Origin of the sequence: Aquimarina hainanensis, assembly GCF_042684685.1 — a bacterium.
In the GTDB taxonomy this organism is placed as follows: Bacteria; Bacteroidota; Bacteroidia; order Flavobacteriales; family Flavobacteriaceae; genus Aquimarina; species Aquimarina hainanensis.
On record NZ_JBHULX010000039.1, the window covers coordinates 607,712 to 632,096 of the forward strand.

A 24,385-nucleotide genomic window follows, 5' to 3' on the forward strand; every position below is an offset into this window, starting at 1 on the left:
ACTATTTTTATAGGTACTGAAAACAGCCTACTTTTCTTCATTGTTTCTAAATGCCTTCAGTACAGCTAGCTGTTCTTGAGTAAAAGCATTACCATCAAAGAAAGAAACACCTTTTGCTCCATTATTTTTAGCTTCCTTAATGGCAATTGACAATTCTTCTGCACTCAATGGCGGCAAGTACAATCCTGTATGTAATTCTGTTTTTTTGGCGGCTAAATCCTGTACTCCCTGTGCCGTTGCATATCCGATCCAATCCAGCTCTTCTTCATAAAAATTATGATAAATCATCGGAAGTACGGCATCGATATTCCATTTATCCCACCGCTGGCGTACCATATGATCAGCCATCTCCGGGTAAGGAAAAACGGCTGCTGTCAGTTTTTTATCATGTGCATGTGCAATAGTGTATGCTTCATTTACTAAAGACGTAATCTCGTTAAGGCGAAAATTCTTCCACTCCATATCAATGGCAGGATTTTTCATCGTTCTCGGATCTTTATGATGTAGTTTTTTAAACTTTTCTACACTGGCATCCGAATAGTCAAAATCAAAATCTGGTAATTCTTCTTCCTGTGTCAGCTTATACTTTGGTAATAACCCTATAGGTAGGAATACATCTGGGTATCGGATATAATCCAGGTGGACACTTTCTACTCCTTTTACTTTGGCCAGCCCTTCTACTAAACTAAGAATATGCTTTCTCGCTTCGGGATGACTGGGAGACAACCATTGATAATAATCTACATAGGGACGATCATCAAAACAGGATTTCCCACTTCGGCTAACCATATACCAATCCGGATGCTGTAATGCAATAGTATCTCCAGGTCGGTTGGTGGTAAACATCCACGCATGTACTTCCAGACCTTCCTTGGTAGCCAAGGCGGCTAACCGTTCCAGTTCTACAGGGTCCGTAAGGGTATTGATCAATACGGCATCTATTCCGTGAGTTTTATACTTTTTAAACTCCTTTTGATAGGTGGTATCTGCTTTTCCTTCTTTGGCTGTAATCCAGGTCCAGAATTTGAATGTCGTCTCAACTTCCTTGACGGTTTCTTCGGTAAGCGCTTCTTTTACGATAGAAGTTGGTTCTTCTTTTTGGGTATTACAAGCATATAAACCCAGTATACATATGCAGGCAATTGTCTTGATTATTCTCATGGTTTATTTTAATGATTTAGTGGTATATTTTCCGTCTTCTCTAATACATAACTGACGTTCTGTAAAAGGACTGCTCACGATCAGGTTCCATCCCTGTGAATGCGTTTCCAACACCGGAGTAATTGTGGTATTTTCAATCACAAATTCTTCATGACCAATTTCCTTTAGAAAGGTAGCCCATTTTTTATGTTTTTTGTAAAAATCTTTCTGATTTCTATAATACTCAAACAGCTTCCATTTTATTTTCTCATCAGCAGGAATCTCAAAGCTTCTCTGCGGTTCTTTCTTTTCTGCAAAAAATACATATCCCCATTTCTCAGGTTCGTGCATATTGATCACCCCCTGAGGAGACCATACCCAATTATATTCTGGTTGCAATTTGTTATTTATTTTTTTCCGTTGATATTTTCCTGATACCAGATCGTGATCCCAGTTTACTCTTGAAAAATTAAGGCGCCAATATTGATCCTTAAGATTGATTTTTTGATAATATGACTTTTTAAAAACCCGAAGCGGAATAGCCATTTCTACACTCCAGCCCTGGTCAATATCAGAAGCATTGTTTAACGTTCCATTAATTGCTACAGCTGTTTTCATTCCGTTCGCATTCCAGTCACTGAGAATGCTATTGTCTTCCCTATATGGTTTGGTAATAAACAAGTCCCAAATCGTATTCAGGGCATTGACTTCTATTTCATAATACGTATGACCATCACCATCCGGATCTATAAACACCTCAAAATCATTATTATGAAAAACAACCGCTTCTCTTTTGGTTATATCCCCCCATACATGCGGTTCTTTCATCTGAGCATATATATAAAGATGATGAAGATCCCAGGCAATCTTCATTTGCGTTTTATATTTAGGAATTTTCGTTCCTTCGATATCGATAAAGTCTGCTGACCATACTGCATTTTTCCAGGTGGCTTCTTTAGCTGTACCATCTACCGTAATACTATCGATTGCCTGATACGCTACATAGGTATTGGGAGTATGCGATTGTGCATACCCCAATATCCCTATTACATATAAAAAACACAGCATAGCTGTTTGCCTTTTCCAATTCATACTTATAAACTATTGTCTTTTGTATATTGTACAATTTCACTTATATACCCAAAAGCGAGGGCTACTACCGTATCTGCAGCTCCATAATAAATAGCTATTTTATCATCTTTACTATCATGCAAGGCCGCACAGGGAAATACCACATTAGGAACATCTCCGATTTGTTCATAAGATACCGCCGGTCCCAGCAGGTAGGATTGTGTTCGATACAGTACCTGATCCGGATTTTCTTTATGCAGTAGTGCTGCTCCCATCGCATACCGGAATCCATTACAGGTGGTGATGACTCCATGATATATTAGTAGCCATCCTGCTTCGGTCTCAATAGGAACCGGTCCTGCTCCTATCTTAGTGCATTGCCAGGCACTATCCTCAAAAGGAGTTGCCTTCATCACGCATCGGTGTTCTCCCCAATATTTCATATCAGGACTATAACTGAGGTAAATATCTCCAAACGGCGTATGCCCATTATCACTGGGTCTGCTTAGCATCGCATATTTACCATTTATTTTTTTGGGAAACAACACTCCATTCCTATTAAATGGTAAAAAAGCATTTTCACATTGATAAAATGTCTTGAAATCATAAGTATAAGCAATCCCAATGGTAGGACCATGATACCCATTACACCAGGTAACCCAATACCGGTCTTCTATATATGTTACCCGTGGATCATACTTATAGTCAGACGCAATCATATTGGTATTTCCCGCTTTCATCTGAATTGGCTGAGCTTCTATATCCCACTGAATTCCATCTTTACTAAATCCGGCATGAATATTCATCTGCACTGCCTTGTTATCACATCGGAAAACACCAGCATATCCATCTCCAAAAGGTACTACTGCACTATTAAAAATACTATTGGACGTAGGAATTGCATATCGGTCAATAATGGGGTTCTCTGAATACCTCCATAAGATATCATTTGTGTTTTCAGGTCTTTCTTGCCAGGGAATCGCACTCACTGTTTTCTATATTTCGTTAATTAAACATTTTTTATTCATTCTTATATCGTTGTCCTTTTCGAGGTGAACTTCGAAACAGGCCTTCATTTCTCAGGGCTATCTATATTTTCTTCATCAATACGATTCACCTGATCCAACCAGGTAAATTTTAATATCGCAGAAGTAATTCCAAAAATAATCAGGGCATATATTGCTTTTGGGTACTCTCTAATCATAATATATATAGGAAGGACAATCATGCTGGATTGCCATATAATTCCAATCCCGCAATTCATCATATCTCTCCAAAAACCTGTATTTTTTGTAATGGTCTCTTCTTCTTTCTTCAGTAATTCATATACTGGCTTCCACCAACCCCATGGGCGTACATTTTTATAAAACCGTTTCAGGGTATCCATATCAGTGGCCGGGCTAAAAAATGTTCCTGCAATAGCCCCTATCAGGGAAAATCCAAAAATAACCGGAAAGAGGTAAATGGCATGTATCTGAGCAATCATATATAATATGCTATCAGCTTCAAAATGGGCTTTATTTTGATCGATAAAAAACTGTATACTGGCTATAAGCAACCCTGCTACCATCCCCCAGAAATATCCCCATCCATTGAAGCGCCACCAAATCCACTTTAGAAAATTTGCAGCTACATATCCTCCAAAAAGAGCACTGGTAATCCACAAGGTCAGGGAATTAATCGATTCTGCAAAAAATCCCATAGTCACCCCCAGACATACAATCAGAAAAGAAGCGATATGACTCGCTCGTATATAATGATTACTGGAAGCTTCCGGTTTAAAATATTTTTTATAGATATCATTGACAATATAGGCAGGTCCGGCATTGACAAAAGCTGAAAAAGTAGACATAAATGCAGCTAATAACCCTGCCAGTAACAACCCCTTAATCCCTACCGGGATGTGATTGTTGATCACTTTTGGCAAAATAATTTCCAGATCCCTGCCGGTTAGCTGTTCTACTACGGAAAGTTCCGGTCCAATTACCACCAATGCGATCACGACAATCCCTGCGATTAATAAATACCGGGGAATAAACAATATCAAATTGGTAAACCCACTCATATAAGCAGCTTCTTTTACTGTTTTGGTTGATAAAATTCGTTGCATATCAAAACTAGGCGTAGGACCAGCGATACTGGCAAAAAAACCTTTGAAAAGCGTCATCCCTATAAATGCGCCAAACATCTTAAACCCTTCTTTGTCTATTAGCTGATTAAACGCATTGTATTTTTCACTCCAATGAACTTCCAGTTCCCACCCAAAAAAGACATTTTTCCAGGCTGGGGAAATAACAGTATCAATTTGAGCATCGCTGATCGCATAAAAAGCATAAGCTGCTACTAAAATACCTGCAATCACCATAATGATATATTGCAGTACTTCGGTCGCAACGACAGAGAACATCCCTCCTTTTACTGTATAAATAGTCGTGAGCAGGATAATTATTAGCGCATAGCTTTGTTCAGAAGAAATCGCTATACTATTTCCTATTTGCAGACTCAAATCCCAGGGAAGGATGATGGTCATAAACTTACCAACTCCTTCAAAAAAATACGCGATAAATCCAATCGCTGCTATGATAGCAAATATTGCAACTATGATATGACTGGCTCTGCCAGCTTTATCATCTCCAAACCGGGTTAGTATCCATTCTGAGCCTGTCATGATATCAGATCTTCGGATCCAAACGGCTAAAAACATCATGACAAAAATCTGATTCCAGATAGGCCACAACCACATAAACATAAAACTTTTTACTCCATATAGGAACAAGATCCCTACCATCCATGCTGTTCCCGAAACATCAAACATTCCAGAACCGTTACTCAATCCCAGATAATACCATTTGATATTTTTTCCTCCCAGAAAATAGGATGTCAATCCTTTGGAGGCTCTTTTAGACACCCATATTCCCACCAACAACGTCAATATTACATACCCTATAATGATTGATACATCTACTATATCCATATATTTTTATTTACTCGATCATCGAGATTTACTTGTTCCGGGATTTGTCTCGAAACCAATATTTATTTTTTTACCCTTTCTTTTTTATTTGCTCCGAAGTTATTAATGTATTCATTAGAATGTATATACTGCTAATGCCTTCCCTATCCTAACTTCACATACATATCCTGAGGATTAACTCCTGAGGTTTATGTCCCTATGGGGGTGTTTGTTTTGTTGTAATTCCCCAGCTTTTATTAGGAGTATCTCCCATTATAAAATGTAACGTTCCTCCTTTGAGCAATTCTTCATGTGTGATATAAGTCCTGTTTAAGGGGATTCCATTCAGTGTAGCAGATTGTATATACAGATTTTTATCTGAAGCCTTATCGGCAAGAATTGTAAATGATGTCTCTGCATCTACTGTTATTGTAACCTTTTCAAAAACCGGGCTTCCTATCTGATAGATCCCTGATGCCGGATTAAAAGGATATATTCCCATCGCACTAAATACGTACCAGGCAGACATCTGACCACAGTCTTCATTACCACTTAATCCTTCAGGGGTAGTATCATACTGTGTTTTCAGTATTTCCCGCACCCAATACTGGGTTTTCCAGGGTTTATTTGCAAAATTATACAGATAGGCAATATGATGACTGGGTTCATTCCCATGTGCATACTGTCCTATCAGACCAGAAATATCAACCGACACATTATCTCCTGTAATCTCTGAGGATTCAGTGAATAACTGTTCCAGCTTTTGTGTAAATTTTTCCTCCCCTCCATGCAGTGCAATCAGCTTTTCTACATCATGCAGTACAAACCAACTATGTTGCCAGGCATTACCTTCGGTATAATCTGCATGAACTCTATGAGCAGAATACTTCGGATCGAAGGGTTCATGCCAGGAATTTCCATCCTCGGATTTCCCTCTCATAAACCCTGTTTCCGGGTCAAATAAATGCGTAAAAGCTTGTGACCGTTTCATAAAATACGCATAGTCCTCCTTCTTGCCCAGCGCTTTGGCTAACTGAGCGACACACCAATCATTGTATGCGTATTCTAAAGTGATAGTTACTGATTCGTCTAACAGTGTATATGGGATATAACTATATTGTTGATAATGATCCAACCCTCTATCGGTTTGTGTCATTGTCGTTTTCATTGCTTGATAGGCTCTTTCTATATCAAAGCCTTCTATTCCTTTTATATAAGCTTCTGTGATTACAGGAATGGAGTGATAGCCTGTCATGGTATTGGTTTCATTACCATATAAAGTCCATACGGGTAGTGTTCCCCGTTCTTTATAATACAGCAACATTGCCTGAATCATATCCGGAACCCGTTCCGGAGCAATGATGGTTAATAACGGGTGTTCTGCTCTAAATGTATCCCATAAGGAAAAGGTAGAATACATTTCAAAACCTTCCGTTTTTCGGATACTATCGTTTTCCATACGTACTTCTCCGTTGGAATCTCCAAAGAGAACCGGTGCTAATTGTGCATGGTATAAGGCGGTATAGAAAATCGTTTTTAAAGAATCTACCGAAGTACTCACTGCTATTTTGGATAGCTGCGTATTCCATTGAGCAGCTGCCTCGGATTTTTTATGTTCAAAATCAAATGGTATGGGGTCCTTCGCCATATTAGCCAGGGCATTGGCTTCACTGACGGAAGAGATACTCACTTTTACTTCCAGTTCTTTTTTATCCAGTGTATTGAAAAAAAGTTGAGCGGTCGTCTTCTTCCCTGTGACAACTGATGTTTTTACTGCATAGGTACGATCTGTAACAAGGGCATAGTCCGAAATAGACTTTGAAAATTTCGCTACGAAAAACACTTTTTGATTTTTAGCCCATCCGGTACTATGCCGATACCCTGATACTGTATACTTATCCACTACCCGTATAGTCGAAGCAGTTGTCTGATCCCAGTTAATCCCAAATCCGAGATCGATAATTACAGACTGCTTATCTCCTTCTTTATAGGTATACCTGTGATAAGCGGTTCGTTTATCTGTTGTAAATTCTGCCATCACCTGAGGATCTTCCAGAAACACCTTATAATACCCAGGAGAAGCCGCTTCCTGCTCATGTGAATAACGCGAACTGTACGGAATACTATCCCTGCTATTCGCTTGCTGATCAATGGCTACTTTTTTAGTAACAGGCATCAACCTGATATCAGCCAGATCCCCTATTCCGGTACCGCTGAGATGCAAATGACTAAATCCTATCGCTAGGCTATCTGAATAATGATATCCCGAGCACCAATCCCATTTGGATATTCCATTATCCGGGCTCACTTGCAACATCCCAAAAGGAATCGTTGCCCCCGGATAGGTATGACCATGACCTCCTGTTCCGATAAACGGATCTACATAAGATAAATGATTTGTGGATTGGACAGGGGCAGTAACCTTATCAGTAGTACATGATAGCATGATAGCTGCAATTCCCAATAAGGTCCATTTTGTATAGTTCTTCATACAAACTGATCGTATATATTGTATTATATTTTCTTTTTCTGAATCATCATAAATATTCATAAATTAGAGTCTAAAAAGAAAAAATTTAGACCAATGACAACTAAAGATCGGTGAATGTTTCAAAAAGGAATCATTTGATTGAATTTCTTACATTAGTTGCAAAATCAAGCTAAAAGCGACTTTTTTTGACAACAGTATTATAATAACTACTTAGTATTAAAAACCAACCCTAGTGAAAATAAAATCCCTTCAACATATTACCTTACGTCATCACATCATTTTTTGGGGAATTTATTTCTTATTAAATACAGTGCGATGGGGAAGCTACTTTAATGATTATCCGTATTCATTAAAAACGAATATGATAGGATTTCCTATCCACATGATCTTGTGCTACCTGAATATTTATATATTGATGCCCGTATTTTTATATCGCAAAAAATACATTCTATATACGCTGACTATTATTACCGCTCTGTTCTTATCAGTTCTTTTGAAATACAATTTGACCTATTATCTGGTAAGTACCAATGTTTGGCCCGAAGGTCCTGAAGTTATCAATAACCTGACGGTGAATTATGCTGTGGATATGATGATTGGAGAATTATATGTGATCACTTTCGTGACCGCTATTATTATCACTATGGACTGGTTAAAAAAACAGCGGCAATTAGCCAGTTTAGAAAAGCAACAATTGGAAACAGAACTGCGATTTTTGCGTACGCAGGTGTCTCCTCATTTCTTTTTTAATACCCTGAACAATATTTACGCGCTGACCATTGAAAAGCCTAAAAAAGCATCCAAATCAATACTGAGATTATCTGAATTAATGCGGTATTTACTTTATGAAACAAAGCAAAAAAGACAACCATTGGACAAGGAGATTTTATGTCTGCAAAACTATCTGGATCTCGAGCGTATCCGATATGGAGAACTCCTTCGTATTCATATGGATATTTCGGGAGATATTGAGGATAAGGAAATTGCTCCAATGCTACTCTTATCCTTTGTAGAAAATGCCTTTAAACATGGCGCCAATAAAAATGTAGGCATTATCGATATTCATATTAGTTTTAAGGTCGTAGGAGACTTTTTGTATTTCAGCATTTCTAATCCTATGCCTGCCAAAGAAAATAACAATACCATTAGTGCGACTTCGGGAGGAGTCGGCTTAGGAAATGTCAGCAAACGACTTTCCTTAGGATATCAGGAAGATGAATATGAACTCACCATCAACAAAGGGGAAAAATTATACGTTGTGGAATTAAAAATAAAAGTAGTATGGAATTAAAAAGTGTTGTTATTGATGACGAAACACTGGCGATAGATGTCATAAAAAATTACGCCTTACAGACTAAGGGAATCCAGATTACTGGTACCTTTACCAATGCCATCGAGGGGATGAATTTTATCAAAGAACATCCTGTAGATTTAATTTTTCTGGATATTAATATGCCTTTACTCGATGGGTTGAGCCTGCTCAAAAGTCTCCCTTTTCGTCCTTTGGTTATTATTACCAGCGCCTATGAGGAATATGCCGTAGAAAGTTTTGAACTGGAGGTATTGGATTATCTGGTAAAACCCATTTCATTTTCCAGATTTATTATTGCTGCAAACAAAGCCTTGAAAACTGCTTCTTTACTCAGTCAACACGAGGTCGGAGGAATTACAATCAATGAACGTCCTTTTATTTTTGTAAAAGTGACAAAGAAAAAGATGAAGAAAATCTACCTGGATGAAATCCTGGTCATTGAAAGCCTAAAAGATTATATCAGAATTATCACAGCTACCGATGAAAAACATATTATACACCAAACATTAACGAGTTTTACACAGGAACTGCCCCGGGAAAAATTTATCCGAATCCACCGTTCTTATACGATCTCAGTAGATAAAGTAGATGTTATTGAGGGCAATAGTATCGAAATTGAAGGAGTGCGATATCCTATTGGTCGAAGTTATATCAACGAAGTAAAAGAGTTTATAATTAACGGGTCCAGTAATACTCCTTGACAAAAACACAAAAAAAACACCCACAATCAACTATATAACAATTACTTACATATAAAAACCTGTACTTTGGAACGCTATTTGTACTATCGTATATAAAAATTGATTGTCATGTATTTATATACTTCCATAAAAAAACCGTTTTCATTTGCTGAGATATCTATTGCTAGCGTGTCTCACAATACTGCTGTGTATACACTTGAAGGAACTGTTATGTTTAATCCGGGTCTTTATGGAACAGTGGTATGTCTAAACGAATGACTATTATCGTATAAAAAACGGAAAATCCCGTTCATCCTCAAACTGAGTAACCCTCTGTTTGGGGCTTTTTTTGCCTAAAAAAGGCAAATTTCTTCTAAGAGTAAACTTTCATTTGCTCTAGAACAAAAAAAAATTGGACTCAGTTCACTTTTTTTTATTGTACAACACCTGGTCAATTGATGTAGGTCACTTTTTTTGCATCAAAAAAGTAAGAAATGACTTACTGAAAAATGAATTTTAGCTCCATTTTTAAGGCTAAAAAAAGCACTTTTAAAGTGCTTTTTTAATGGTTTTGAAGAGATAAAAAAACAGCCTACATAAAGTTATGTAAAGATTATATTAAATCAGATTTATTATAACTTAAAACAAAAAATTATCCCATCTATTATTCTATTTCACTTTTAGTTTATTTTAATTACACTATCTCTTAACTTCCTTTTACATGTATTATATTAGGCTTGTCAGAGTTATATTGTACATAGTGGTTTCCATTTCTGAAAACATTACATTCATATATATCCCCGGTCTCATCTGTAAAATAATAATCATAATGAACCTGACAAGTAAAATTCAGTATCTTTTTGTATACCTTGTACCAAGGGCGATCTTTGTTTAAACTATATCTTGAAATACCAGTTGTGGCAATAAAAGAACTGTCTTGAACAATCCAATTATCATTATCTGTTGCAGGCCAATAGACTTCAATACTGAAAGGAGTTTTATCTGATGATGCACCTTCTAATATTTCTGCATTTTTATGGTATCCGATATGATACTTTTTTCCATTTTTACTAGTTCTTTCTTCCCAAATAATATCAGGATTTTCTTCTAAAACGATCATAGGTTTATTGCTTATTCCCTACTCTTTTAAATAAGGGTTTTTCGGGTTCCACCTCGTTATACTTATTAAAGTATTATCAAATTTGAACAATTTAAGGATCGATGACAATAGGTTTTTTCTCTTGTTTTTTGAAATTAGAAGTATTGTTTTTAAATCATAACTCCAAAACTCAAGCTGGCAGAACTACCTCCCGCTACTTCGATTTTAATTTATATCTTTAAGCATCAGATTTCTATAGATGGAAAGTATTAACGAGATATTAACTCTTGATTCAAAAGCTAAAATCAAGAATATAAGCAAAGGGGAAATTCTTCAACGACAAGGAGAATTAACTTCCATGGCATTTTTTGTAAAAAAAGGATTATTGAGGAGTTATTCTATTGACGAAAAAGGAAAAGAACATATTTTTATGTTTGCCTCAGAAGGTTGGATAATAGCAGATATAGAATCACAAGAGTTTAACAATCCTGCGGAATTATTTATAGACTGTTTAGAAGATTCTGAGGTATTAATATTCGATAGAAAATGTTTTTCTGTTTCCGAATTAAGTGAGCGTCAGTTAAAAACAAATATTCATTTAATGGCAAGGCGAATTGCTGTTCTGCAAAGAAGAGTAATAATGCTTATGAGTTCTTCTGCCATTGATCGCTATACATATTTTTTAGATACGTATCCTGAACTGCCTAACCGTGTTCCTCAAAAAATGATTGCTTCTTATTTAGGTATTATGCCGCAAACCCTCAGTACAATAAGGAATAAACTTAGCCGTGTGAAATAAATTCATTTCTTCATCTAGGTGAATGCATAGGGATTTATTTGTGCTGATTTTTGTAGTACATAAAATTTAATACAAATGAAAAAAGCACAGTTAGTTATTCGAATCTTATTAGGGTTTATGTTAGTCATTTTTGGTCTCAATAAATTTCTTCAATTTATGCCAATGCCTGCCATGCCTGAAGCCGCCAATGAATTTATGAACGCTTTGGTTAACAGTGGTTATCTATTGATCATAGTTGCTCTTATTGAAGTCATTGGAGGCATTATGTTACTTATTAATAGGTACCAACCATTGGTTTTGGTTATGGTATTTCCCATAATAGTAAATGCCTTTTTATTTCATCTTTTCTTAGATCCTGTAGGAATTGGTGGAGCCTTTTTTGCTTCGGTAATGAACGTCTTTTTATTATTCGCTAATAAAGAATCTTATGCTTCTTTATTTAAAGCTAAGTAATATAATATTCAAACGGTAAAATCACCATAAAATGCCTCCCTGAACTATGTCAACACGCGGCTATATGTGTTAAAACTTTACCACAAGTGTATGATCCGAAAGCAACTACATGGATTGCTATTGAAAATGCTTCTACAAAAGAACTTACAAATCAAATTTCTCAATGCCCTTCTGATACTTTATCATTTTATCTGAATAAAAAATATAAATAGTGCCTTGCCGACTAGAATATTTAAATAATAACAATCGGAATCTTAATTGTATTAAAATTAGATCCCATAAAAAACAACTCAAATGAGTACATCTGTAATTAAACATATAAAACCATTAGGTTTTCCATGGGAAACACAAGACCCATTTTTATTTTGCGCGTATCACAGAGATGAATATCCCAAAGGGAATGCTTCCATGGGAGTCGATTTTGAACAACTCAAGGGGAGAAATACCGGTAGTGATTTTACCCGTAGAGATGGTTGGAGAATGTATCATGGAGCTAATATTCCAGGATTTCCATACCATCCTCATAGAGGTTTTGAAACAATAACCATTAATAAAGAAGGGGTTGTAGATCACTCTGATTCTTTAGGCGGCGCTGGTCGTTTTATGGCGGGAGATGTTCAATGGATGACCGCGGGAAGAGGAATACAGCATTCCGAAATGTTTCCGCTAATCAATACAGAAAAAAGAAATCCATTAGAAATTTTTCAGATCTGGCTCAATCTACCAAAAGCTTCTAAAATGGTTGAGCCACATTATAAAATGCTCTGGAATGAAGATATTCCGGTTATTAAACATACAGATCAATCTGGTAGATTAACTTCAATTCAAGTAATCGCTGGTAAAATAAATAACGTTTCTGCTTTAGAACCAACTCCAGATTCTTGGGCTTCAGATTCGAAAAATGCCATTGGGGTATACACCGTATCAATGGAAGCGAATGCTAACTGGATATTACCAAAAACAAGTGACCAAGCCAATCGATCTATTTTCTTTTACAAAGGCGATCATATAAAAATTGAAACGCAAACAATTTTGCATAACAACATTATTGAACTTAAAGCTCATGAGAATATTACGATTCAAAATGGTTCTCAAGATGCATATTTTCTAATCCTTGAGGGAAAACCTATTGAAGAGCCTGTAGTACAACATGGTCCTTTTGTAATGAATACACAAGAAGAAATAATACAAGCTATGAAAGATTATGGAGAAACTCATTTTGGAGGATGGCCCTGGCCAGATACGGAGGTTGTACATCCTAGAAATAAAGGACGGTTCGCACTGCATAGTAATGGAATAGAAGAAATCAAATAAAACTAACGAATAAGATGAATAAACCAAGAATAGCTGATAAAAAACCGATAAAAATAACTCTTGTAAAAGGAGAAGAGCAATACTGGTGTGCATGTGGATTAAGTAACAATCAACCATATTGCGACGGTTCTCATAGAACTACAGATTTTATTCCAAAAAAATTTGTTGCAAAAGAAACAGGAGATGCCTATTTATGTATGTGTAAACATTCCGAAAATGCTCCATATTGTGATGGAACCCATGCTAAATTAAAAGAAGACAATAATAGTACTTCTGTTTCGGCAACAACTGTTGGCTCTACAAAAGAGGAACCGACACTTGCGTATATTAAAGCACTTGCTAAAGATGGATTATCCAAGACAGGACATCACGGAGAAATGGGTGCTATGGGAGTTCCAATTCCTGAATTACCCAAATGGAATGACATACAGATTTTAGCAGCTCAAATAGCAACTAAGCCATTAATGGAAGAGGTTCCTGTAAAATCAGAATTAATACTGGGACCTAATGCAAAAAAACCTTTGAAATTAGCCATCCCATTATTTGTTTCTGATATGAGTTTTGGAGCGTTATCAGAAGAGGCTAAAATCTCATTAGCAAAAGGAGCTGAGTTAGCTGGAACAGGGATTTGTTCCGGAGAGGGAGGAATGTTAGACGAAGAACAGGCAGCAAATAGTAAATATTTTTATGAATATGCTTCTGCTAAATTTGGATTTGAATGGGAAAAATTAAAACGCGTACAAGCATTTCACTTTAAAGGAGGGCAAGGAGCAAAAACTGGAACTGGAGGTCACTTATCAGGGAATAAAGTAATTGGCAAAATCGCTCAAGTACGAAATCTAGAAGAAGGGACACCTGCTGTTTCTCCTCCTACATTTGATGATCTGCATACTGCCGAAGATTATAAAAATTTTGCCGACAAAGTCCGTGAAGTTACTGGAGGTATACCAATTGGTTTCAAACTCTCTGCTAATCATATAGAAGAAGATATCCAATTTGCCCTGGATGCTAGTGCTGATTACATCATTCTTGATGGAAGAGGTGGTGGAACAGGAGCCGCTCCTCTCATATTTAGAAATAATATATCAGTTCCTACGATACCGGCTTTAGCCAGAGCCAGGTATTATTTAGATACTGTAAACCGAGGAGATGTAACCTTAATTATTACAGGAGGTATTCGTGTTCCTGATGATTTTATTAAAGCAATGGCTTTAGGGGCTGATGGAATTGCATTATCGAACGCCGCATTACAATCTATCGGTTGTGTCGCTGCAAGAATATGTAATACCAATAACTGTCCAGCTGGCGTTGCTACACAAAAACCCGAATTAAGAAAGCTCTTAAATATTGATACATCTGCAAAACAACTATTTAATTTTTTCTCTGCATCTACTGAACTTATGAAAGTTATGGCACGCGCATGTGGTCATGATCACTTAAATCAATTTAATCAAAAAGATATTACCACATGGAAAAAAGATATGGCCGAATTAACCGGTATTAGATTTGCAGGAATGAAATAAAGCTTCGAAACGCTATACTTCTTATTTCTTAACAACTAATTATCAAATACATAAACACTGTGTCAGGAAACTGTCATTTAATTGTCAGGTGATAAATCTGTGTTTTTTTAATTGGTATTTCGAGATTTGAAACCTCAGATATTAATTAAAATTGACAATGAAAACATCCACTTTATTTTTTGCAATCGCATTAATACTAGGAATAAAAAATAGTGCCGCACAAGTAGCTAATGACAGCCCTTTGTTTATAGCACTTAAAAAAGCTGATAGCTTGCTATTCGAAGAAGGGTTTAATACCTGTAATTATCTTGCTTTAGAAAAAGTACTTCATAAGGATTTAGATTTTTTTCACGATCAGAACGGGGCTCAAAACTTAGAGCAATTTTACAAATCGTTTACAAGTAGTATTTGTTCGAATCCAAATTTCAAACCTATCAGAAAATTAGTTTCTGAAACACTCAATGTATTTCCACTAAAAAATAATGGAGAAATATACGGTGCCGTACAAACTGGTGATCATATTTTTTACATCAAAGAACCTAATAAAAAACTGTATGCTACTGAGCGAGGAAGGTTTATTCATACCTGGATTTTAGAAAACGAACAATGGAAGGTAAAGCGAATAATAAGTTACGAACATAAACCTCCTGTAAAAGAGTATGGATCAAAATTTACTGCCGATTATGTATATCCTCTTTTTGACAGTGATAAAGAAATTGAGCGCTTATTAGAAAAACATAAAATTCCATCCATAGCACTGGGAGTTATAAAAAATGGAAAAATCCAACAGATACGAGCATTTGGTAATCAAAAACGGCATCAAGCAATTTCTAATCACAGTATTTATAAAGTAGCCTCCTTGACCAAACCGATTACCGCTTTTGTTGTTTTACAATTAATTGATCAGGGAAAGTGGAGTTTAGATAGCCCCGTTGCCACTTATTATATAGATGATGATATCAGAACGAGTAAGTACCTGAATACACTAACAACAAGACATATTTTAGCGCATCAATCAGGTTTTCCGAATTGGAGATATTTAACTGATAGTAAGCAATTATCTTTTCAATTTGAGCCTGGTACAAAATGGCAATACGCCGGAGAAGGATTTGAATATTTGCGAAAAGCCATAGAAAAGAAATTTCAACAACCATTTGAGGAAATTGCTCAGAAAGTATTATTTGACCCAATAGGTATGCATACCACTCATTTCTATTGGTCCAATGCTGTCGATGAAAATATGTATGCTGCTGAACATGATGAATATGGGAAACCTATACCCTATGAAAAGTATACACATGCCAATGCTGCTGCTAATTTACTAACAACAGTAGAAGATTATTCTAAGTTTTTGGTGTACGTTTCAAAAGGAGCTGGTTTATCAGCTGCGCTATACAACGAATTTCTAAAACCACACGCACATGAAAAAGATGGGATTGAATGGGGTCTAGGAATGCAACTGCTTCCTGATTTACCTCAGCATGAAACTGCAGTTATGCATACCGGAGGGGATTATGGTACCAAAACAATAGCTATCCTTTTCAAAAACTCTAAAGACGGTCTTGTATTATTTTCCAATTCTGAAAATGGAATGGTCTTATGGCAAAAGATCATATCTGAATATTTTGGTGAGACCGGAGCTGAAATTGTACGAAGGAATCTTGAATAATTTTATGACAAACGATGTTGTAAAGACCAAATACCCTATTCTTAAAAAATAATTAACACAAAATAAACCTTCATACTTCGTAACATTTTATAACACTTTACTACCTATACGCACTGATAGTAACCATTAATACCCTATATATGCAAAAATTATTCTTTTTGTTTCTCGCAGTAGTATTAAGCACTCATTCTAATATCTATGGGCAATCTGAAAACCACAATGCGACTTCTTCCTATACGATATTATTTATCGGAAATAGCCTTACTTATACAAACAATTTGCCTCAATTAGTAAAGAAGTACGGTAAACAAAAAGGAATCCGTATCAAAACAAAGATGGTTGCTTATCCGAATTATTCAATCGAGGACCATTGGAATGACAAACAAATCCAGCGACTAATTACTAACAGGAAGTATAACTTTGTAATTATTCAGCAAGGTCCCTCTTCTCGAAGTAACGGAAGAAAAATGCTTATTGATTATGGAAAAAAATATAAAACATTATGTGATACAAATGAGTCAAAGCTATGTTACTTTACTGTCTGGCCTTCTTTGACATACTATCATACTTTTGAGGCGGTTATTGAGAATTATAAAGAAGGGGCTACCACCAACAATTCGATCCTACTTCCTGTTGGTGCTGTATGGAAAGCATATATTGATGATACCAAGCGCAGAGAATACTACGGTCCTGATGGCTTTCACCCTTCATTAAGAGGAAGTAAAATTGCTGCCAAAGTAATTGTAGACACCTTATTCCCTCAATAAAAACTGCGTACTATAGTACACATGCTACCAGTTGGGGTATCAAATGATTCTTGTATTTTTGGACACCCCGTTTTTAAAAAAAATTAGGAAGCAGCATATTTCAAATGGTTGTACTCCTTTTTTAGGAAATTATAAATCCGCTGTATCATAATTTACTGCAAAATGAATACAATAAATGTAAACCTCGGATGTGTAGTATACACCCTGACAAATCATGGTATTGAAGCTCGGTGGGTATCTAAAAAAAATGACAGCACTGAACAAGGACTTGGTATCGGAAAAAGATTAACCCCTGTAAATGAAAGCAAAAAATTTGAAGGAACCTTCGAAATAATATATCACAGTACTGATGGCAATACCTCCCCTACACTACATCTAACGATTGTGTTTACCGCTGGATTTTATGAATTAACATGGAAACACGATGGGGAAATTACAGATATTGGACTTGGTCTTGAACATGAGGTTGTCTTATTAAGCAGTTATACTGAAGTAATCTCACGTTGATTCATCCCCTTGCTATGGCAGTATGTACAATTAAAACAAACTCATAAAATATATTCTACTACTAGTTACACCTCAAATACCTGCACAATTCCAAAAGAATATACCCGGATGCGAAGGTTGCCTATAGATCGAATCGATAATTAGCCTTTATTGCTACTCCCCAATTGGTACGTGCTATTTGTTTGTTAAAATTATCCGTAGCAACTAAATACAAATAGGATAAAGGACGATACTCCCATTGTAATCGACTATTGATATTAAAACTATTAAGTTGCGTATTGTATTGTACATAGGTAGTCCAGTTTATACGATTATTAAGAAACACTTCTCCCGTAAAACGCGCTAAATGAAACACTGCATTTCCAAGAGCTTCCAGATCGATATGATTCAGAGAATAATTGATATTGAACTGTGCAAACGGCAATAGCCGATATCCCAAAGCCGTCTCCATTCCCCTCCTTTTACCATTGAAATAGCCTCCATAAAAAAGTGCTGCTTCGTAATAAAAATTTTGATTACTAAACCGGTTGTTATAGCCGGTCTTTATATCAAGAGTGTTATAAACACCCGGTAGAATTGGATTGCCATTATTCAAGATATCAAAACCATACGTAAGGTTAAAATACCCATGTGATACATTGAGATATAATGAGGACAGGTTCTTTTTGAACCAAACTGAATTTCCTATAACTGTAGTCATCTCTGTAAGTGTCCCCTCATGATCCCAAAACGCATCGTTACTAACAGAAAGATATCGATAACGATCTATTATCTCAGATGTTACCGGGTAATAGTTTTTTTGAAAAACGAAATACGAATCTACATAAGCATCTCTAATTACTTCTCCTTTGATAGCATCATAATTATATAGTCTTGGAGTAAACCCTACATCTGTAATAAAGTTTTTATCTACCGTTTTTAAGGCTGCTTTAGCATAGGTTTTCCGGGTATTATATTGTCCTTCAATATTAAAAAAGTCATTTTTATTATGTATGTTATTACTAAAGCTTTTCCCATAATTTGTTTGTGCAGACCACAGCTTATTTTTTGATCTGTAATTCAGGTTCACTCCCAATACCCTATTATAGGTATTGAGTATATCAAATCTATCTGTCTGTTGTCTGTTTACCCAATACGCAGTAGTTGTAAAATCGCGGGACAGCTTTTTCCGGGCTACAAAAACAGCATAATTTTGTGCTTCATGATCTGTGCTTTTTTCGGTTTGTGCATTTAGTATTCCTATACGAGTATCAGGAGTTATATTTCCTGAAAGTTTTACTCCAAATTGCATATCGGTGGTTCCTCCTATCCTTCTTGAATAAAATGGATTGACATCAAATGTTCCCAGATTATTAAATAAATCACTGTTTTCTAAAAAGAAATTCCTTCGCTCGGGAAAATTAATCGCAAAACGGGTTAAGTTCACCACCTGCTGATCAACATCTATCTGCGAAAAATCCGGATTTATAGTCGCATCTAACCGCAGGGACGAAGTTAGATTGTATTGCGCATCCAGGCTGGGTTTGAAGTTTGATTTATCTGTATGAGTAGTAATATCTTTCTGATAGCTATATGTGCCTGATGGCACAAACATAAACCTGGATATTGTTGCTTTTGGAAGCTGCTCCATTAGTACATCTGCTGTAAAACGCAAATCAAACTGAAAAAAGTTACGAGGCATATCCGTATAGGTCATCCACTGATTCGTTTTAAAATCCCGGTAAAAAAATTGAACCCCCCAGGTAGTATTATCCACATCAAAATTTAGTGCCTTAAAAGGAATCTCTATTTCGTATATTTTTTTAGTTCCTTCTACCGCCGTTTCAGATTTCCAAACTGCATTCCAGCTTTCATTAAAACTATAATCAGTTCCATTAAACTCTATCAACGCATCTACCTGTGTGTTGGCTGCATTTAAGGTAAAATAATACCCGTTGTTTTCTGTATTGAAAGGATCTAGAATTATTCCAAAAGCATCACTGCTGACGACGGCATCTCCGTGATTATCTCGCTTTAAGGTACTAATTTTATTGTGAGCGTTCGTATCGTAATATTCAACTCCTATATACAAATTTTTGCGATCGTGATACCCTCTGACTGTAGTAATGTGATCTGCCTTGCCCTCATCATTTGGGTAATAATTATTAAACTCCGTAAATAACGCTGCTTGTTTCCATACTGACTCGTTTAAAGCCCCATCTATTTTTGCAGCTTGTTCAATAAAAGGAATGGCTTTTTGTTGAGAAATTCCACAGAAATAAAAATTGCCAAGCAGTAAAGATATGTATATTTTAGTCTTCATCGATCAGGGTATAAGCGATTAATTTATGTTGTAACATTGCTGGTACTAATACCATCCTCAATGAAGGAATATATGTGATATCAGCAGCATTTTCTTTCTTTTCTACGGTATCTAGCAACAGGATTTTATCTCCGTTACTGGTAACATAATAAATCATCCCTTGCCAGCTTGAAATCAAATAGTCTCCATTTCCAATTGCTACAATTCCGTCGGGATTCGAAATATCTTTGGTCAGTACGTTAGAGCTGTTTGTCTTTACATTATAATCGATTACAGTATTATCTCCTAAACCAATCAGTAGCTTGTCTTTTTCGTACAACAAGCCATTAGGCCATTCCAGATCAGAAGCTATAACAGTTGCTTTATTGTCTTGTAAAGCAATCAATTTTCCGCTTTTCGTACCGCTTCCATACAAGGTTCCGTCTTCAGCAACAGTAAGATCATTAATTCGTTCTGTAGCCGGGATCTTATGACTGTTAGTAATAGTGGCTGTTTTAATATCGATTTCTAAAATCGTATCAAAATCCGCTACATATAATTTATTGTTATACATAGCAGTACCTGTTGGTCCTTCTATAGCATCGATCCATTTATGACATGTAATGTTTCCATCCAACCCTATTTTACTTATAAACCCCTTTCCATTCGCTTTTAGCCAATGACCATTGATACTCGTAGCATATATAACCTGATTTGTACTATCATATATTGCCGATTCCACATCTTTCAACACCGTATCGGTTTCCCATAGTTTTACCAATCTGGGTTTTTTTAATCTTTTGGTAAAACCCGCTTCTTGTGATATTCCTAATGATACGGAACAGACTGTCAATAGCAATACAATTAGAATAACTCTCATATGTGTAATTGTTTTTGTTATTCAAAACTATGGCACTAATACACTGTAATCCATAAAAGAGGACTAATCTGTATCTCTTGTATACATACCTTTAGAAAATGGGTTTATAATTGATCTTTCCGTGTTTGTATCCACTGATGGCGTGTTCGTATACAAATCAATAATGCTTCTGTACTTTATGGTACTTTTATAAATAAATCGTAACAAAATGCTGTATTTTTATAGCGTTATACGATACAGATACAGCGGTACATTATTCTTTGATTCTATGGAACATATTTCTCTTATATGAAGCGTTTTTTTAAAACATTAGATAAACCGGTTTATAAACACATACTGTTTTGGGTAATTGTTTTCCTGTTTTACACCACATCTGCAAGAGAGCGCTTTGATACTACAGAGGAAATTGTGGTTACCTATGCCTTTCACGTACTTTTTCAAATCATGATAGCCTATAGCATATTATATCGTATTGTACCAGATTATCAAAAAAACAAGAATGTTATTCAATTGATACTCTCAGTGGTGTTCCTGTTTTTCTTTATCAACTTATGCTATGTTACCGTACGAATGTTTTTTCTCGAAATTGCTTACCCTCATTGTTACAGCGCTTTTTTGGAGAAAAGTGGCCATCTTACCTTTTGGCAACGGATGTTCGATATAAAAACTATTTTTCTTCATCTCCCCTTATTTTACCTGCAACCCTTATTCTTTTTGGTAGCCTTACGCTTTTATGAAAACCAATATAAACTGTCCAAAATCAGGGAACAGAAAAAAATAGTGGAATTAAAAATGCTGAAACATCAGTTAAACCCTCATTTTTTGTTTAATACCCTAAATAATCTGTATACCCTGTCAATAGAAAAATCTGATAAAGTTCCTGGAATTATCGAAAAACTATCCGATATCCTGGATTATATATTATATGGTAGTGATAAGAAGTTTGTTCCCATCCAAAAAGAAATTGAACTTATTGAAAACTATCTGGCGCTGGAACAGATACGTTATGAGGACAGGGTTTTAATCTCTTTTAAAAATTCAATCAATGAAAGTAGTAAGATTGCCCCTTTATTATTATTGACATTTGTAGAAAATGCTTTTAAACATGGTGTAAGTCAAGAACTAGAAATAGCAACATTAAAAATTAGTTTATCGTCTGACAAAGATACTATTCTCTTTCATGTTTTTAATACCAAACCTGTATCAAATACCGAAGTATCCGCTAAGAAAAAATCAATAGGTCTAACCAACGTTGAACAACAACTCGCTTTATTATATCCGAATACTCATGAGCTAACGATTGAACAAAATTCAACCAGTTTTTCTGTAAATTTAAAGCTTAAAAAACAGTAATTGTATGTATAAATGTCTAATCATTGACGATGAAAAATTGGCACGGCAGCTTATTGAAAATCACCTGTCTAAAATAGAAGGTTTTGAAGTAGTCGCCTCATGCAAGAGTGCTATCGAGGCGAGCAGAATACTAACATCAACCCCCATACATTTACTCTTTCTGGACGTAGAAATGCCCGTTTTGATCGGTACTGACTTTTATAAAAACCTCCTACAGAAACCCAGTGTAATATTTACGACTGCCTATAGAGAATATGCTGTAGAGGGATTCGAGTTAAATGCTGTTGATTACCTGGTAAAGCCCATAACATTTCCCCGTTTTCTAAAAGCCATTGATAAATTTTTAATACTCGAAAACGGAAAAAAGGAGATCGTAAATGAACCCAGACAACCTCTTGATAAAAACTACCTTTTTGTAACTGAAAACCGAAAACAGGTTAAAATCATTTTTGATGATATTTTGTATATCGAAAGTGTCAAAAATTACATTAAAATTACAACAGAACACAAAACACATCTTATTAAGTATAGTATATCCTCTTTTGAAGAACTATTAGACAGTTATTTTCTCCGGGTACACCGTTCTTATATTGTTAATACCCATAAGATAACAGCTTTCACCAAATATGATATAGAAATCGGAGCGATTGAAATTCCTATTGGAGAACGTTATAGAGAGCTTGTTAAAATAAAATTCGCATCCAAAAACAGCTAGTTTTAAACTATTGATGCAGCCAAAAAAATATAAATAAACGGGTAATATTTTCCCTAATATGACACATACAATAAACTTTATTACCCTATAAAAAATATAGAGATGAATTATAAAATAGTATTCTTTTTTACCCTGTGTACTACCATTCTTAGTAACGCACAACATACCGATGTCTTAAAAAAATACGCCATTGGATTTGATCATTTAACGGCGGATTCTTTTTCATTTCTCGATAATGAATTAACCGATATCCGAATTGTAGGGTATGGAGAAGACACACATGGAACTTCGGAGTTCACTATTCTTGCTAAAGAATTGATGCATTATTTATCCGAAAAACAAGGATTCAAAATATGTATTATAGAAACTGGTTTCGGAGAAGGTCAATACCTGAATGATTATATACAGGGAAAACGAGATGACCTGAAAAGCATTCTGGACAATCATAATACCAGCTGGCGATATGAGACTAAAGAGTTTATAGAGCTAATGAACCAATTAAAAGAATACAATCAAAATCACCTCGATAAAATCCATCTGTACGGTTGTGAAATGCAAATTGTACTGGCAGATATAAACAGGATCAGAGAATACTTGTCTAATGTTGGTTCTGAATATCAAATTGATGGTTTCGAAAAACATATTTGGCAATCGATTGAAGACAGTGAAAAAACTGATTATTACCTTTCGTATATAAAGCTAAAAAAGCATTTTGAAAACAACTATGAAGAATTTATCCGCAAAACCTCAGAACGAGAATTTAATATTGCTTATCAACATATTATAGTATTAGGGCAATTTGTTACCACCATACATCAAACTACAGTACAACGAAAACACGACCTTCGGGATATGTAATGGCTGAGAATATTCAATGGATTCTAAACCTACATGGAGAGGAATCAAAGGCCCTTTATTGGGCACATAACAGTCATGTTGGTGATTGGGTTTCCAATGGAATCGTAGATGTCGCAGGGCATCAATTAAGAAAAGTGTATGGATCAGCTTATTATGCTATTGCTACGGACTTCGGTACCGGAGAATTTCTCGCATATCCTTTTGATGCTAATAGGACCAATAATTGGAATTTTAAAACATTTATGTATAAGGAGGTGCCAAAAAACACATTTAGTTACTCTTTAAAACAAATGGGAACACCTAATACATTCTTAAAACTAAGAAAAGCTAAAACAAATCCGGAACTGAGAATGTACTTAGAAGCTCCTATAACTACTGTAAGTGGTGCCGGTGCCAGAGCCAGAAATAATACGATTGAAACAAATGAGTTGGGAAAAGCTTTTGATGCCATTATTTACCTCGATAAAACAAATCCTATAAACTGGATTAAATAATACCTAATCCCTGATAAAAACAGTGA

The 24,385-nt window shown here is 35.6% G+C and carries 21 protein-coding genes and 1 pseudogene; 14 read left to right on the forward strand and 8 right to left on the reverse strand.

Features of this window, described 5'->3' with window-relative positions; genetic code table 11:
- Positions 1 to 27: 27 nt before the first annotated feature.
- The 5 genes from ACFSTE_RS18605 to ACFSTE_RS18625 all read right to left on the reverse strand — a co-directional run bounded on the left by ACFSTE_RS18605 (position 28) and on the right by ACFSTE_RS18625 (position 7,655).
- Complete coding sequence (locus ACFSTE_RS18605; RefSeq protein WP_378255006.1) at positions 28 to 1,161, reverse strand: family 10 glycosylhydrolase; 1,134 nt, start codon at positions 1,159 to 1,161, stop codon at positions 28 to 30.
- A gap of 3 nt (positions 1,162 to 1,164) precedes the next feature.
- A complete protein-coding gene (locus tag ACFSTE_RS18610; RefSeq protein ID WP_378255008.1) occupies positions 1,165 to 2,232 on the reverse strand; it encodes a carbohydrate-binding family 9-like protein in 1,068 nt (355 codons plus the stop codon).
- A 2-nt stretch (positions 2,233 to 2,234) separates the two neighbouring features.
- Positions 2,235 to 3,200: a glycoside hydrolase family 130 protein gene (locus ACFSTE_RS18615; protein ID WP_378255010.1), complete on the reverse strand. Its 966-nt coding sequence runs from the start codon at positions 3,198 to 3,200 to the stop codon at positions 2,235 to 2,237.
- A gap of 83 nt (positions 3,201 to 3,283) precedes the next feature.
- Complete coding sequence (locus ACFSTE_RS18620; RefSeq protein ID WP_378255012.1) at positions 3,284 to 5,185, reverse strand: sodium:solute symporter family protein; 1,902 nt, start codon at positions 5,183 to 5,185, stop codon at positions 3,284 to 3,286.
- A gap of 196 nt (positions 5,186 to 5,381) precedes the next feature.
- Positions 5,382 to 7,655 carry a GH92 family glycosyl hydrolase gene (locus ACFSTE_RS18625; RefSeq protein WP_378255014.1) on the reverse strand — a complete coding sequence of 758 codons (2,274 nt, stop codon included), beginning with the start codon at positions 7,653 to 7,655 and terminating at the stop codon, positions 5,382 to 5,384.
- Between the two features lie 232 nt (positions 7,656 to 7,887).
- On the opposite strand from ACFSTE_RS18625, the gene ACFSTE_RS18630 reads away from it, so the two are divergent.
- Both ACFSTE_RS18630 and ACFSTE_RS18635 read left to right on the forward strand, forming a co-directional pair.
- On the forward strand, positions 7,888 to 8,946 hold the full coding sequence (locus tag ACFSTE_RS18630) for a sensor histidine kinase (RefSeq protein ID WP_176030155.1): 1,059 nt from the start codon (positions 7,888 to 7,890) through the stop codon (positions 8,944 to 8,946).
- Positions 8,937 to 9,668 (forward strand): LytR/AlgR family response regulator transcription factor, encoded by a 732-nt coding sequence (locus tag ACFSTE_RS18635; RefSeq protein ID WP_176030154.1) that lies wholly within the window; start codon positions 8,937 to 8,939, stop codon positions 9,666 to 9,668. The genes ACFSTE_RS18630 and ACFSTE_RS18635 overlap by 10 nt, the downstream gene beginning before the upstream one ends.
- Before the next feature lie 685 nt (positions 9,669 to 10,353).
- Here the strand turns inward: ACFSTE_RS18635 and ACFSTE_RS18640 are convergent.
- On the reverse strand, positions 10,354 to 10,767 hold the full coding sequence (locus tag ACFSTE_RS18640) for a hypothetical protein (RefSeq protein ID WP_378255018.1): 414 nt from the start codon (positions 10,765 to 10,767) through the stop codon (positions 10,354 to 10,356).
- A 238-nt stretch (positions 10,768 to 11,005) separates the two neighbouring features.
- Here ACFSTE_RS18640 and ACFSTE_RS18645 point away from each other — a divergent pair, with 238 nt between their 5' ends.
- From ACFSTE_RS18645 to ACFSTE_RS18680, 8 genes and pseudogenes are all read left to right on the forward strand, one after another.
- Positions 11,006 to 11,545, forward strand: a complete 540-nt coding sequence (locus ACFSTE_RS18645; RefSeq protein ID WP_378255020.1) for a Crp/Fnr family transcriptional regulator — start codon at positions 11,006 to 11,008, stop codon at positions 11,543 to 11,545.
- Between the two features lie 75 nt (positions 11,546 to 11,620).
- Positions 11,621 to 11,998, forward strand: a complete 378-nt coding sequence (locus ACFSTE_RS18650) for a DoxX family membrane protein (RefSeq protein WP_378255022.1) — start codon at positions 11,621 to 11,623, stop codon at positions 11,996 to 11,998.
- Positions 11,999 to 12,015: 17 nt separating this feature from the next.
- Positions 12,016 to 12,210: pseudogene (locus tag ACFSTE_RS18655) on the forward strand ((4Fe-4S)-binding protein); the annotation flags it as partial.
- 82 nt (positions 12,211 to 12,292) lie between these two features.
- Positions 12,293 to 13,312: a pirin family protein gene (locus tag ACFSTE_RS18660; RefSeq protein WP_378255024.1), complete on the forward strand. Its 1,020-nt coding sequence runs from the start codon at positions 12,293 to 12,295 to the stop codon at positions 13,310 to 13,312.
- Positions 13,313 to 13,326: 14 nt separating this feature from the next.
- Positions 13,327 to 14,835, forward strand: a complete 1,509-nt coding sequence (locus tag ACFSTE_RS18665; RefSeq protein ID WP_378255026.1) for a glutamate synthase-related protein — start codon at positions 13,327 to 13,329, stop codon at positions 14,833 to 14,835.
- Between the two features lie 157 nt (positions 14,836 to 14,992).
- On the forward strand, positions 14,993 to 16,504 hold the full coding sequence (locus ACFSTE_RS18670) for a serine hydrolase (RefSeq protein ID WP_378255028.1): 1,512 nt from the start codon (positions 14,993 to 14,995) through the stop codon (positions 16,502 to 16,504).
- Positions 16,505 to 16,644: 140 nt separating this feature from the next.
- Entirely contained in the window at positions 16,645 to 17,271 is a 627-nt protein-coding gene (locus ACFSTE_RS18675; RefSeq protein WP_378255030.1) for an SGNH/GDSL hydrolase family protein, read from the forward strand.
- A gap of 162 nt (positions 17,272 to 17,433) precedes the next feature.
- On the forward strand, positions 17,434 to 17,778 hold the full coding sequence (locus ACFSTE_RS18680) for a hypothetical protein (RefSeq protein WP_378255032.1): 345 nt from the start codon (positions 17,434 to 17,436) through the stop codon (positions 17,776 to 17,778).
- Between the two features lie 121 nt (positions 17,779 to 17,899).
- Here ACFSTE_RS18680 and ACFSTE_RS18685 read toward each other — a convergent pair whose 3' ends face one another.
- Both ACFSTE_RS18685 and ACFSTE_RS18690 read right to left on the reverse strand, forming a co-directional pair.
- A complete protein-coding gene (locus ACFSTE_RS18685; protein WP_378255033.1) occupies positions 17,900 to 20,080 on the reverse strand; it encodes a DUF5916 domain-containing protein in 2,181 nt (726 codons plus the stop codon).
- On the reverse strand, positions 20,070 to 20,939 hold the full coding sequence (locus tag ACFSTE_RS18690) for a hypothetical protein (protein ID WP_176030149.1): 870 nt from the start codon (positions 20,937 to 20,939) through the stop codon (positions 20,070 to 20,072). Before ACFSTE_RS18690 ends, ACFSTE_RS18685 begins: the two co-directional genes overlap by 11 nt.
- A gap of 288 nt (positions 20,940 to 21,227) precedes the next feature.
- On the opposite strand from ACFSTE_RS18690, the gene ACFSTE_RS18695 reads away from it, so the two are divergent.
- The 4 genes from ACFSTE_RS18695 to ACFSTE_RS18710 all read left to right on the forward strand — a co-directional run bounded on the left by ACFSTE_RS18695 (position 21,228) and on the right by ACFSTE_RS18710 (position 24,359).
- Positions 21,228 to 22,292 (forward strand): sensor histidine kinase, encoded by a 1,065-nt coding sequence (locus ACFSTE_RS18695; protein WP_378255035.1) that lies wholly within the window; start codon positions 21,228 to 21,230, stop codon positions 22,290 to 22,292.
- 4 nt (positions 22,293 to 22,296) lie between these two features.
- Positions 22,297 to 23,007, forward strand: a complete 711-nt coding sequence (locus tag ACFSTE_RS18700) for a LytR/AlgR family response regulator transcription factor (RefSeq protein WP_378255037.1) — start codon at positions 22,297 to 22,299, stop codon at positions 23,005 to 23,007.
- 102 nt (positions 23,008 to 23,109) lie between these two features.
- Complete coding sequence (locus ACFSTE_RS18705; RefSeq protein ID WP_378255039.1) at positions 23,110 to 23,865, forward strand: erythromycin esterase family protein; 756 nt, start codon at positions 23,110 to 23,112, stop codon at positions 23,863 to 23,865.
- Positions 23,865 to 24,359: an erythromycin esterase family protein gene (locus ACFSTE_RS18710; protein WP_378255041.1), complete on the forward strand. Its 495-nt coding sequence runs from the start codon at positions 23,865 to 23,867 to the stop codon at positions 24,357 to 24,359. Before ACFSTE_RS18705 ends, ACFSTE_RS18710 begins: the two co-directional genes overlap by 1 nt.
- Positions 24,360 to 24,385 lie beyond the last annotated feature (26 nt).

Coding starts and splice junctions, on each gene's coding strand:
- ACFSTE_RS18685 (WP_378255033.1), bottom strand. CDS start 20,080: ATGAAGACTAAAATATACATATCTTTACTGCTTGGCAATTTTTATTTC.
- ACFSTE_RS18645 (WP_378255020.1), top strand. CDS start 11,006: ATGGAAAGTATTAACGAGATATTAACTCTTGATTCAAAAGCTAAAATC.
- ACFSTE_RS18650 (WP_378255022.1), top strand. CDS start 11,621: ATGAAAAAAGCACAGTTAGTTATTCGAATCTTATTAGGGTTTATGTTA.
- ACFSTE_RS18610 (WP_378255008.1), bottom strand. CDS start 2,232: ATGAATTGGAAAAGGCAAACAGCTATGCTGTGTTTTTTATATGTAATA.
- ACFSTE_RS18605 (WP_378255006.1), bottom strand. CDS start 1,161: ATGAGAATAATCAAGACAATTGCCTGCATATGTATACTGGGTTTATAT.
- ACFSTE_RS18710 (WP_378255041.1), top strand. CDS start 23,865: ATGGCTGAGAATATTCAATGGATTCTAAACCTACATGGAGAGGAATCA.
- ACFSTE_RS18680 (WP_378255032.1), top strand. CDS start 17,434: ATGAATACAATAAATGTAAACCTCGGATGTGTAGTATACACCCTGACA.
- ACFSTE_RS18665 (WP_378255026.1), top strand. CDS start 13,327: ATGAATAAACCAAGAATAGCTGATAAAAAACCGATAAAAATAACTCTT.
- ACFSTE_RS18620 (WP_378255012.1), bottom strand. CDS start 5,185: ATGGATATAGTAGATGTATCAATCATTATAGGGTATGTAATATTGACG.
- ACFSTE_RS18695 (WP_378255035.1), top strand. CDS start 21,228: ATGAAGCGTTTTTTTAAAACATTAGATAAACCGGTTTATAAACACATA.
- ACFSTE_RS18640 (WP_378255018.1), bottom strand. CDS start 10,767: ATGATCGTTTTAGAAGAAAATCCTGATATTATTTGGGAAGAAAGAACT.
- ACFSTE_RS18690 (WP_176030149.1), bottom strand. CDS start 20,939: ATGAGAGTTATTCTAATTGTATTGCTATTGACAGTCTGTTCCGTATCA.
- ACFSTE_RS18635 (WP_176030154.1), top strand. CDS start 8,937: ATGGAATTAAAAAGTGTTGTTATTGATGACGAAACACTGGCGATAGAT.
- ACFSTE_RS18625 (WP_378255014.1), bottom strand. CDS start 7,655: ATGAAGAACTATACAAAATGGACCTTATTGGGAATTGCAGCTATCATG.
- ACFSTE_RS18660 (WP_378255024.1), top strand. CDS start 12,293: ATGAGTACATCTGTAATTAAACATATAAAACCATTAGGTTTTCCATGG.
- ACFSTE_RS18670 (WP_378255028.1), top strand. CDS start 14,993: ATGAAAACATCCACTTTATTTTTTGCAATCGCATTAATACTAGGAATA.
- ACFSTE_RS18675 (WP_378255030.1), top strand. CDS start 16,645: ATGCAAAAATTATTCTTTTTGTTTCTCGCAGTAGTATTAAGCACTCAT.
- ACFSTE_RS18700 (WP_378255037.1), top strand. CDS start 22,297: ATGTATAAATGTCTAATCATTGACGATGAAAAATTGGCACGGCAGCTT.
- ACFSTE_RS18705 (WP_378255039.1), top strand. CDS start 23,110: ATGAATTATAAAATAGTATTCTTTTTTACCCTGTGTACTACCATTCTT.